8 protein-coding genes are annotated in these 10,795 nt (G+C 71.1%); all 8 read right to left on the bottom strand.

The features are described 5' to 3' along the window. Positions 1–81: 81 nt before the first annotated feature. On the bottom strand, positions 82–690 hold the full coding sequence (locus tag WBA97_RS03780; RefSeq protein ID WP_424229252.1) for a TetR/AcrR family transcriptional regulator: 609 nt from the start codon (positions 688–690) through the stop codon (positions 82–84). Positions 691–859: 169 nt separating this feature from the next. Next, positions 860–2,020 (bottom strand): acyl-CoA dehydrogenase family protein, encoded by a 1,161-nt coding sequence (locus WBA97_RS03775; RefSeq protein WP_424229251.1) that lies wholly within the window; start codon positions 2,018–2,020, stop codon positions 860–862. Further along, positions 2,017–3,981 carry an acetyl/propionyl/methylcrotonyl-CoA carboxylase subunit alpha gene (locus WBA97_RS03770; RefSeq protein ID WP_424229250.1) on the bottom strand — a complete coding sequence of 655 codons (1,965 nt, stop codon included), beginning with the start codon at positions 3,979–3,981 and terminating at the stop codon, positions 2,017–2,019. The genes WBA97_RS03775 and WBA97_RS03770 overlap by 4 nt, the downstream gene beginning before the upstream one ends. A 5-nt stretch (positions 3,982–3,986) precedes the next feature. After that, positions 3,987–5,585 (bottom strand): acyl-CoA carboxylase subunit beta, encoded by a 1,599-nt coding sequence (locus tag WBA97_RS03765; protein WP_424229249.1) that lies wholly within the window; start codon positions 5,583–5,585, stop codon positions 3,987–3,989. Continuing rightward, positions 5,582–6,742: an acyl-CoA dehydrogenase family protein gene (locus WBA97_RS03760; protein ID WP_424229248.1), complete on the bottom strand. Its 1,161-nt coding sequence runs from the start codon at positions 6,740–6,742 to the stop codon at positions 5,582–5,584. Before WBA97_RS03760 ends, WBA97_RS03765 begins: the two co-directional genes overlap by 4 nt. Before the next feature lie 127 nt (positions 6,743–6,869). Next, the gene (locus tag WBA97_RS03755; protein WP_424229247.1) at positions 6,870–8,525 is read right to left on the bottom strand and encodes an acyclic terpene utilization AtuA family protein; all 1,656 of its coding nucleotides are present in this window, start codon (positions 8,523–8,525) and stop codon (positions 6,870–6,872) included. Between the two features lie 175 nt (positions 8,526–8,700). After that, complete coding sequence (locus WBA97_RS03750) at positions 8,701–9,498, bottom strand: TIGR03084 family metal-binding protein (protein ID WP_424229246.1); 798 nt, start codon at positions 9,496–9,498, stop codon at positions 8,701–8,703. A 48-nt stretch (positions 9,499–9,546) separates the two neighbouring features. Continuing rightward, positions 9,547–10,795, bottom strand: a 1,249-nt coding sequence (locus WBA97_RS03745) for a glutamine synthetase (protein WP_424229245.1), incomplete at its 5' end; no start/stop codon positions are given.

Raw genomic sequence — 10,795 nt, 5'->3', positions numbered from 1 at the left:
CACTCGGACATTCCTGTGTATTCACCGGGAAAGCCAGCTATTGATTATGGCTCAAATACAGGGTAATGCCAAATCAGCCGGTCAGGGCTCCTTGTGCAACGCGTCCGCCAGCATCGTCGACCACTGGTCCAGCACGCGCTGCCGTCGCAAGCTGTCGTCCGTGAGCAGGTTGGCAAGGCCAAGGCCCCGCGCCATGTCGAGCGTCGACTGCACCGCCTCCCGCACGCCGGTCCGCGACTCGTCGACGCCGAGCAGGTCGAGCGCGGTCCGGTGCGTCTCCCGTCCGACCTGCGCTTCCAGCAGGACCACGCGTTCCCTGAGCCGCTCGTCCGACGACGCGGCCACCCACAGGTGGATGGCCGCGCGGAACAGCGGGCCCGTGTAGATCAGCTCGACCATCCCGACCACGGCACGGGTGCGGTCCGGGCCCGCTGGCAGGTCAAGTGACCTGGACCGGAGCACCGCCAGCCGCTCCGACGCCACGTACTCGACCGCCGAGGTGAACAGGTCCTCCCTCGTCGGGAAGTGGTGCTGGGCGGCGCCCCGCGAGACGCCAGCCCGTTCCGCCACCACCGACACCGTGCTGCCCGACCAGCCGACCTCGGCCAGGCATTCGATGGCCGCCTCCAGGAGCCGCTGCCGGGTGACCCGGCTGCGATCCTGACGCGGCTCTCGCAGAACCTCCGCCACCTTCCGCCTCCCCGCGCTTCAAAGTGTCGGTCCCGACCCGGCAACACTTGCGGACCGCAGGCGGTTGGTGGCTGAGCACCGTCACGTTCCCCTGAGGTAACTGCTGACCAGGCCAAGACTTTGCACAAAGATCCAAAGGACACGCGCTCCGCAGACTTCTCGCCGTTCCCTAATAGGACTTTGGGAGGCCCAGGGTGTTCTGAGCGACGAAGTTGAGGATCATCTCGCGGCTCACCGGGGCGATCCGGTTCACCCTGGCGGCCGTGACCAGGGCACCGAGGCCGTACTCCGCGGTCAGGCCGTTGCCGCCGTGCACCTGGACCGCCGTGTCGACCGCCTTGATCGACGCCTCCGCGGCCGCGTACTTCGCCATGTTCGCGGCCTCGCCCGCGCCCATGTCGTCGCCGGAGTCGTAGAGGGCCGCCGCCTTCTGGGTCATGACCTTCGCCAGCTCCAGCTGGATCTTCGCCTCGGCGAGGGGATGCGCCACCCCCTGGTGCGCGCCGATCGGGGTGCTCCACACCTGCCGCGTCTTCACGTAGTCGACGCCCTTGTCCAGCGCGTAGCGGCCCATGCCGATCGCGAACGACGCGGCCATGATCCGTTCCGGGTTCAGGCCGGCGAACAGCTGCAGCAGCGCCGCGTCCTGCGAGCCGACCAGCGCGTCCGCCGGCAGGCGCACGTCGTCGAGGAACAGCGAGTACTGCTTGTCCGGGGACACGATGTCCATCTCGATCGGGTGGAACTCGAAGCCTGGCGCGTCGGTCGGGACGATGAACAGCGCGGGCTTGAGCTTGCCGGTCTTCGCGTCCTCCGTGCGGCCGACGACCATGACCGCCTCGGCCTCGTCCACGCCGGAGATGAACACCTTGCGTCCGGACAGGATCCAGTCGTCACCGTCGCGGCGGGCGGTGGTGGTGATCTTGTGCGAGTTGGAGCCCGCGTCCGGTTCTGTGATCGCGAACGCCATGCGCAGCGAGCCGTCGGCGAACCGCGGCAGCCACGCCTGCTTCTGCTCCTCGGTGCCGAAGCGGGTGATGATCGTCGCGCAGATGGCCGGGGACACCACCATCAGCAGCAGGCCACAGCCCTGCGCGGCCAGTTCCTCTGCCACCGCGGCCAGGTCGCCGATGTTGCCACCACCGCCGCCGTACTCCTCCGGCACGTTCACGCCGAGGTAGCCGAGCTTGCCCGCCTCGTCCCACAGCTCGGCCGACTTCTCGCCTGCGCGGGCCTTCTTCAGGAACCACTCGCCGCCGTAGCGCCCGCCGAGGTCGGACACCGCCGCCCGCAACGCCTGCCGCTCCTCGGACTCGGTAAACCCTGTCATGCTTCCTCCTCAGCGCTGACGACGGCCAGTACGCGGCCGACTTCCACTTGATCCCCTGCCATGACACCGAGTTCGGTGACCACCCCGTCGGCGGGAGCGTTGATCCGGTGCTGCATCTTCATTGCCTCCAGCCACAGCAGCGGCTGGCCCTCGGTGACCTTCTCGCCCTGCTCGACCGCGACCCGCACGACCGTGCCGGGCATCGGTGCGAGCAGGGATCCGGCCGCCACCTGTGCGGCCGGGTCGGTGAACCGCTCGACCGGCACCAGCGCGACCGGCCCGAGCGAAGAGTCCACACAGGACAGTCCGGGGTAGGCGGAGACCGCGAACCGGCGCCGCAGGCCCTGGACGTCGAGGACCACCGAGGTCGGGGTGGCCTCGACGAGCCGGACGCCGTCCTGCCCGACCAGGCCGTCGCGGCCGAGCCGGTAGGTGATCTCGTGCTCGGTGTCCCCGCTGGTGAAACGTTTGCGCTGCGGCACGGAGACCACATTGCGCCACCCGCTGGGCAGCCCGCCGAGCACCTTCGCGCCCGCGCGGTTCGCGGCGGCGTCGGCGAGCGCGGCCGCGAGCGCCGAGAGCCGGATGGCCGGTTCGGTGGCGAGCGGGGTCGACAACGCGTCGAGGCCGTGGCGTTCGAAGAACGCGGTGTCGGTCTCCCCGGCCAGGAACGCCGGGTGGGTGAGGACGTTGACGAGCAGGTCCCGGTTCGTGGTGAACCCGTGCACCTTCGACCTCGTGAGCGCCGCGGCCAGTGCGCGTGCCGCTACGTCCCTGGTCGGCGCCACCGAGATCACCTTGGCGAGCATCGGGTCGTAGTGCGGGCTGACGACAGTGCCGGCCTCAACACCGGAGTCGAGCCGGATGCCAGCACCGAGCGGCACGGTGAAGGTCGTGGCGACCCCGGGCACCTCGAACCGGTGCAGCGTGCCGCTGTGCGGGCGCCAGTCGGCGGCGGGGTCCTCGGCGTAGAGCCGGACCTCGATGGCGTGTCCCTGCGGCGCCGGCGGCCCGGCAGGCAGCGGCCGCCCCTCCGCGACGCCGAGCTGGAGCCCGACCAGGTCGAGGCCCGTCACGCACTCGGTGACCGGGTGCTCGACCTGCAGCCGCGTGTTCATCTCCAGGAAGTAGAACCGGCCGGTCTCGTCGGCGAGGAACTCGACCGTGCCCGCGCCGACGTACCCGATGGCCCTGGCGGCGTCGCGGGCGGCGGCGAACAGCTCGTCGCGCATCCCGGCGACGCGCTCGACCAGCGGTGATGGCGACTCCTCCACGATCTTCTGGTGGCGGCGCTGGATCGAGCACTCGCGCTCGCCCACCGCCCACACCGTGCCGTGCCGGTCGCACATCACCTGTACCTCGATGTGCCTGCCGGTCGCGAGGTACGGCTCGACGAACACGGTGTCGTCACCGAACGCCGACGCCGCCTCGGACCGCGCGCCCGCCACCTGGTCGGTCAGCTCGTCAAGGGACCGCACGACGCGCATGCCGCGCCCGCCACCACCCGAGGACGCCTTGACCAGCACGGGCAGGTCGGCGTCGGTGATCTCGCCGGGATCCAGTTCCGGCAGCACCGGCACCCCGGCGTCGGCCATGAGCCGCTTGGACTCGATCTTGGAGCCCATCTGCTCGATGGCCTCCGGCGTCGGCCCGGCCCACGTGAGCCCGGCGTCGATGACGGCGCGGGCGAACGCCGCGTTCTCCGACAGGAAGCCGTATCCGGGGTGCACGGCGTCCGCGCCGGACTCGCGGGCGGCGTCGATGATCAGGTCGGCACGCAGGTAGGTGTCGGCGGGCGACACCCCTGGCAGCCGGACCGCCGCGTCGGCCTCTCGGACGTGCGGTGCGTCCGCGTCGGCGTCGGAGAACACCGCGACGGTGGCAATCCCCAGTGCGCGGCAGGTGCGGAACACCCGGCGGGCGATCTCACCCCGGTTCGCGACGAGCAGTGTGGTGATCATGCCGCTCACATCCGGAAGACGCCGAAGCCGTCAGCGCCGCTGACGGGGCCGTTGTGGATCGCCGACAGGCTCATGCCGAGCACCGTGCGGGTGTCGCGCGGGTCGATGATGCCGTCGTCGTAGAGCATGCCGGACAGGAACATCGGCAGTGACTCCGCCTCGATCTGGTTCTCCACCATGGTCCGCATCGCGGCGTCGTGCTCCTCGTTGTACTCCTGACCACGGCCCGCCGCCGCCTGCCTTGCCACAATGGACAGCACACCGGCGAGCTGCTGTGGCCCCATGACCGCGGACTTGGCGCTTGGCCACGCGAACAGGAACCTCGGGTCGTAGGCGCGGCCGCACATGCCGTAGTGCCCGGCGCCGTAGGAGGCACCCATGAGGATCGAGATGTGCGGCACCTTCGAGTTCGACACCGCGTTGATCATCATGGCGCCGTGCTTGATGATGCCGCCCTGCTCGTACTCCTTGCCGACCATGTAGCCGGTCGTGTTGTGCAGGAACAGCAGCGGCGTGTCGATCTGGTTGGCCAGCTGGATGAACTGCGCGGCCTTCTGCGACTCCTCGCTGAACAGCACGCCCTGCGCGTTGGCGAGAACGCCGACCGGGTAGCCGTGCACCCGCGCCCATCCGGTGACGAGGCTGGTGCCGTACAACGGTTTGAACTCGTCGAAGTCCGAACCGTCGACCACGCGGGCGATCACGTCACGCGGGTCGAACGGCACCTTGAGGTCGGTCGGCACGATGCCGAGCAGGTCCTCGGCGTCGCAGACCGGTTCACTGTAGACACTCGCGGGCTCCGGGCCCTGCTTGCGCCAGTTGAGCCGCGCGATGATCCGGCGACCGATCCGGATCGCGTCCTCCTCGTCGGCGGCGAGGTAGTCGGCGAGACCGGACGTGCGGGCGTGCATCTCCGCGCCGCCGAGCGACTCGTCGTCGGACTCCTCACCGGTCGCCATCTTGACCAGCGGTGGCCCGCCGAGGAACACCTTGGCGCGTTCCCTGACCATCACCACGTAGTCGGACATGCCCGGCAGGTACGCACCGCCCGCGGTGGAGTTGCCGAACACCAGCGCGACAGTCGGGCAGCCGGCGGCACTCGCGCGGGTGATGTCGCGGAAGATCCGGCCACCCGGGATGAAGATCTCCTTCTGTGTCGGGAGATCCGCGCCGCCGGACTCGACGAGGTTGATCGTGGGGAGCCGGTTCTGCGCGGCGATGTCCGCTGCGCGGAACGACTTCTTGGTGGTCCACGGGTTGCTCGCGCCGCCCTTGACCGTCGGGTCGCTGCCGCTGATCAGGCACTCGACGCCCTCGACGACACCGATGCCGGTGACCACGCTGCCGCCGACCTTGTAGTCGGTACCCCACGCGGCGAGCGGCGACAGCTCAAGGAACGGCGAGTCGGGGTCGAGCAGCAGCTCGAGGCGCTCACGGACGAGCAGCTTGCCACGCTTGCGGTGCCGCTCGACGTACTTGTCGCCACCACCGGCGACCGCCTTCGCGTGCTCGGCCTCGATCTCGGCGAGCTTCTCCAGCATCGCATCGCGATTGGCCTTGTGTTCGGTGGAGGTGGTGTCCACAACGGAATTGAGCCTGCTCATGAGGTGTAACCCAGCACTTTCGCGGCCAGTCCGGTCAGGATCTCGTTGGTGCCGCCGCCGATGCCGAGGATGCGGACGTCGCGGTAGTGACGTTCCACTTCGGACTCACGCAGGTAGCCGAGCCCGCCGTGCAGCTGCACGGCCTCGTTGACGACCCACTCCCCGGTCTCGACGGCGGTGTTCTTCGCGAAGCACGCCTCGGCGATCACCTGCTCGCCCGCCGTGTGCCGGAGCGCGACGGTGCGGGTGTAGGTGCGGGCGACGTCGATCCGGCGTGCCATCTCGGCCAGCTTGTGCTGCACGACCTGGCGCGAGATGAGCGGCCGCCCGAAGGTCTCCCGCATGCGGCACCACTCGACGGTGAGGTCGAGCGCCCGCTGCGCGGTGGCGTAGCCCTGCACGGCGAGCGCGAGCCGCTCGGTGACAAAGTGGGTCGCGACCTGCGCGAAGCCCTGTCCCTCCGCCCCGACCAGGTTGCGTGCCGGCACCCGGACGTCCACATAGGACAGTTCGGCCGTGTCGGAGCAGTGCCAGCCCATCTTGTCGAGCCTGCGGGTGACGGTGAAGCCGGGGGTGTCCTTCTCCACGACCAGCAGCGACAGCCCGTGCGCGCCCGCGTCGCCGGTGCGGACGACGGTGGTGACGAAGTCGGCGCGGACGCCGGAGGTGATGAAAGTCTTGGCACCGTTGACGATGTAGTGGTCGCCGTCTCCCCCGGAAGATGTACGCAGCGCCGTGGTGCGCACGTTGGCGACGTCCGAGCCGCCGTCGGGTTCGGTGACCGCGAGTGAGCCGATCATGGTCCCGGCCAGCGTCGGCCGCACCCAGCGCTCGACGTGGTCCGGGTCGCCCGCGGTGACGATGTGCGGCAGCGCGATGCCGGAGGTGAACAGGGAGGCGACGAGCCCGCCTGAGCCGCCAGCGTAGTGCACCTCCTCGGTGACGACGGTGGCGTCGATGACGTCGCCGCCCCCGCCGCCGACGCTCTCGGGGAAGGCGACGCCGAGCAGGCCCAGCGCACCGGCCTTGCGGTGGAGGTCACGCGGCAGCTCGCCGTCGCGCTCCCACTGGTCGAGATGTGGCCGCACCTCTTTCTCGACAAAGCGCCGAGTCGTCTCCCGGAGCGCGAACCGCTCCGGTGTGTCGAACAGGTTCACAGTGTTGAAAGGTTCGCTTCGCTCCTCCGCTAACACGCCGTCTTCCCTCCTGCGCTGCTCAGTCGCTCGTGGCCGAGCTCCCTGCGCTGCTCGTCAGTCCAGACGGCGCCCGCTCCGTCGCTCTCGCTCACAGCAACGCCTCCGGGATGTCGACGTGTCGGGACCGCAGCCACTCACCGAGCGACTTGGCCTGCGGGTCGAACCGGGAGGATGCCGCGACGCCCTTGCCGAGCAGCCCGTGCAGCACGAAGTTGATCGCGTCGAGGTTCGGCAGCGGGTGCCGGTCGATGTCGAGGTCCCTGGCCTCGGGCAGCAGCTCACGGAGGCGGGCGACGGTCAGCTCCTCTGCGAACCACGGGTAGGCGGCCGGGTCGCGGACCCACACACCGAGGTTGGCGTCGCCGCCCTTGTCCCCTGACCGGGCGCCGACGATCGTGCCGAGCGGCACCCGTTTTGTCGGACCGCTGGTGACCGGGTTGATCTCGACCGGGACGACCCCTGGCGCCACGGCCGTCACGTTCGGTGGTGCGATCACGGCACGCGTCCCGTCCGGCAGCACAGCTACGTGCTCGACCGCGTCCTGCGGCACGTACTCCGGCCGGTACACGCCGACCGGCGAACCGTCGCCAGGCGGTGAGGTGAGGGTGAAGCCCGGGTAGGACGCGAGCGCCAGCTCGACCGCGGCTCGCGAGAACGCCTTGGCACGCTTGGGATCCGGCGTGCGGATCGTCACGTGGAGGAGCGCGGACGCGGCCTCCTCGGTGTCGGCGTCGGCGTGGTCGGTGCGCGCGAGCGTCCATTCGAGACCGTCCGCGCCGATCGTGTCCACGAGCTGTTCACGGGCGAGCGCGGCCTTGGCGTCGATGTCGAGTCCACAAAGGACGAACGTCATGCCGTTGCGGAACCCGTCGAGGGTGTTGACGCACACCTTGAGCGTGTCGGGCGGCGCTTCGCCGGTGACCCCGGTGATCACGACCCGGTCGGGCCCGTCCTGGGTGAGGGCGACGGTGTCGAAGCGGCTCGTGACGTCCGGGCCGAGGTAACGCGGGCCGCCGATCTCGTAGAGGAGCTGCGCCTTGACGGTGTCGACGGTGACGGTGCCGCCGGTCCCGTCGTGCTTGGTGATGACCGCCGACCCGTCCTCGGCGATCTCGGCGATCGGGAACCCGGGATGGGTGAGGTCGGCGACTTCGGTGAAGAACGCGAAGTTCCCGCCGGTCGCCTGGGTGCCGCACTCGATGACGTGCCCGGCGACGGTGGCCCCGGCGAGCCGGTCGAGGTCGTCGCGCCCCCACCCGAAGTGGTGCGCGGCGGGCGCGACGACGAGCGAGGCGTCGGTGACCCGCCCGGTGACCACGACGTCGGCACCGGCGTTCAGACACTCGACGATGCCCCAGCAGCCGAGGTAGGCGTTGGCGGTGAGCGCACCGTCGAACCCGCGGTGCAGGAGGTCGTCCCCTTCGACGTGCGCGACGCTGACCCGCGGGTTCAGCTCCCGGATGGCGGCGGCGAGCCCCTCGGGGTTGAGCCCGCCCGCGTTGGTGACGATCTTGACGCCCCGCTCCAGCGCGAGGTCGATGGTGTCCTCGAGCTGGCGGAGGAAGGTCCGCGCGTACCCGAGGGCGGGGTCCTTCATCCGGTCCCGGCCGAGGATGAGCATGGTCAGCTCGGCGAGGTAGTCGCCGGTGAGGTAGTCGAGCGGGCCGCCGGTGAGCATCTCCCGCATCGCGGCGAACCGGTCCCCGTAGAACCCGGACGCGTTGCCGATACGCACCGCGGTCATGAGGGCTGGCCTCCGGCCCCCGGTTCGACGTTACGGCACGGCACCGACAAACCCGCTCCCGCGCGATCCACGCCGGTGGACAACTCCGGCCCGGTGGACAACCCGCCGCCACCCAGCCGGAACTGTCGGTGGCGCCCGGTAGCGTGGAATCGGGGGCCGGAGGCCACGCCCGCGTTCATCCCCTGCTCCCGATCTCGCGACCCTTGCCGGGCGGCCCCGCGAACGCCTGCGCGATGTCCAGCCACCCGCCCGCGTCGTCCCCCACGGCCACCAGCGCCGTGTCCGCGCGGTGCACACGCTGCGTCACCAGCAGGCAGAACTCCACCGCCGGACCGGTCACCCGCTGCGCGGCGTCCTCTGGCCCCCACGTCCACAGCTCGTTCCCCGGCCCCATCAGCTCGATCCGGAACTGCTCCCCCGGCACCGGCAGGTCGCGCACCAGGTACGCGAAGTCCCTGGTCCGCACGCCGATGTGCGCGACGTGCCGCAGCCGCGCGGTCGGCTCGCGCCGCACGCCGAGCCCGTCGGCCACGTCCTGGCCGTGTGCCCACGTCTCCATCAGCCGGGCGGTGGCCATCGACGCCGCCGACATCGGTGGCCCGTACCACGGCAGCTTCGTCCCGGCGGGCGCGCTGAGCAGCGTGTTCGCGAGCCGCTCCCGGCCCGCGCGCCACCACTCCAGCAGGTCCGGGCGCGCCGCCGCCTCCGCCGCCTCCGCGTCGACGACCCGGTCCAGCCCGGCACCGGCCCGCGCCGCGTACTCGGCGAACTCCGCCTGGAACCCCGCCGGATCGGTCGCGGCGAGGAGCGCCCGCTCGTCGGTCCACGCCAGGTGCGCGATCTGGTGCGCGACCGTCCACCCCTCGGCGGGTGTCGGGCGTGCCCACCCGGCCGAGGGCAGGTCCCGCACCAGCGCGTCGATCTCGTCACCCTCGGCACGCAGGTCGGCCACGAGGGAGTTTAGGTCCACCACGCGGTCCACGATGGCACGCACACCGCAATCAAGCAAGCATGCTTGTTTTTACCGCCGCAGGTCACCCCGGTGGCGTTGCCAGTCGGTGACGGCCGTGAGCCCCGCCTCGATCTCCTCGTCGAGGTGCGCGAGCTGCGCGTCGACGACCGGCTCGCCGAGCAGCCGCCTGGCCAGCTCCGACGACGCCAGCGCCGCACGCGCCTGCCACGGTGTCGCGGGCAGCTCACCTTGCTCCGGCGGGGTCAGCTCCTCGCGGATCCCCCACAGCCCCGCCGCCAGGATCGCGGCCACGACCAGGTGCGGCTGCGCGTCGGCGCCCGCGAACCGGACCTCGGCCCGCGTCGAGGACCCCGACCCGGCCACGCGGACCGACGCCGTCCGGTCGTCGACCCCCCACCGCACCACGCGAGGCGAGAAGTCCGCGGTCCGCAGCCGGACGTAGGAGTTCCACGTCGGCGCCCAGAACGGCGTCAGGTCCGGCGCGGCACGCAGCACCCCGGCGACGAAGTGCTCCAGGGGGAAGCCGTCCGGTGAGGACAGTGAGATGTGCACATGGCACGAGCTGCCGGCACCCGGTCGCTCCGCCGCGAGGTAACCCGCCCGCACACCGTGCTCCTCCGCCACCCTGCGGACCAGCAACTGCTGCAGCATCGCGTCGTCGCAGGCGGCGAGCGCGTCACGGTGACCGAGCACGACCTCGTACTGCCCGGGGTGGCACTCGCCCCGCAGCGACTCCACCCCCAGGTCGTCGACGGCCGACCGGATCGCGGACAGCAGGCGGCGCAACGGGTTCAGCCCACCGGCCGCGTAGTCGAGACCGCCAGGCACGAGCGGCTCGCCAGCCGGGGTGGTGAAGGTGACCTCGTGCTCGATGCCCGCCGACGGCACGAACCCGGCCGACTCGGCCAGCCCCAGCTGCCGCCGCAGCACCGTGCGGGGCGCGAACTCGACATCCTCCGCGTCGCACACGACCAGCACCCCGTCGGCGCCGTCCGGCAGCACCGAGCACAGGTCGGGCCGTATCCGCAGGTCACCGTAGGTCGACGTGTACGGCTCGAAGACCGGCGCCGCCACCGCCGCCCGTTCCGGGTTCCACGCGAACGCGTACGTGCAGAGCCCGTAGCCGTCGGCCAGCACGGTGTCGGCGAAGAACCGGGCGCCCAGCTCGACGGCCGCGAACCGGGCGTGCGGGTCGGGCACCAGCAGCGTCACGTGCCGCACCGCGCCGCCGTCGATCCGCTCCCGCAGTGCCGCCGCGACCGACGCCGCGGTCTCCGCGCGGGCCGCGAGGGTGCGG

The sequence above is a fragment of the Actinophytocola sp. genome (assembly GCF_049647105.1).
Taxonomy (GTDB): domain Bacteria; phylum Actinomycetota; class Actinomycetes; order Mycobacteriales; family Pseudonocardiaceae; genus Actinophytocola.
This window is presented reverse-complemented; position numbering and strand designations above follow the sequence as displayed.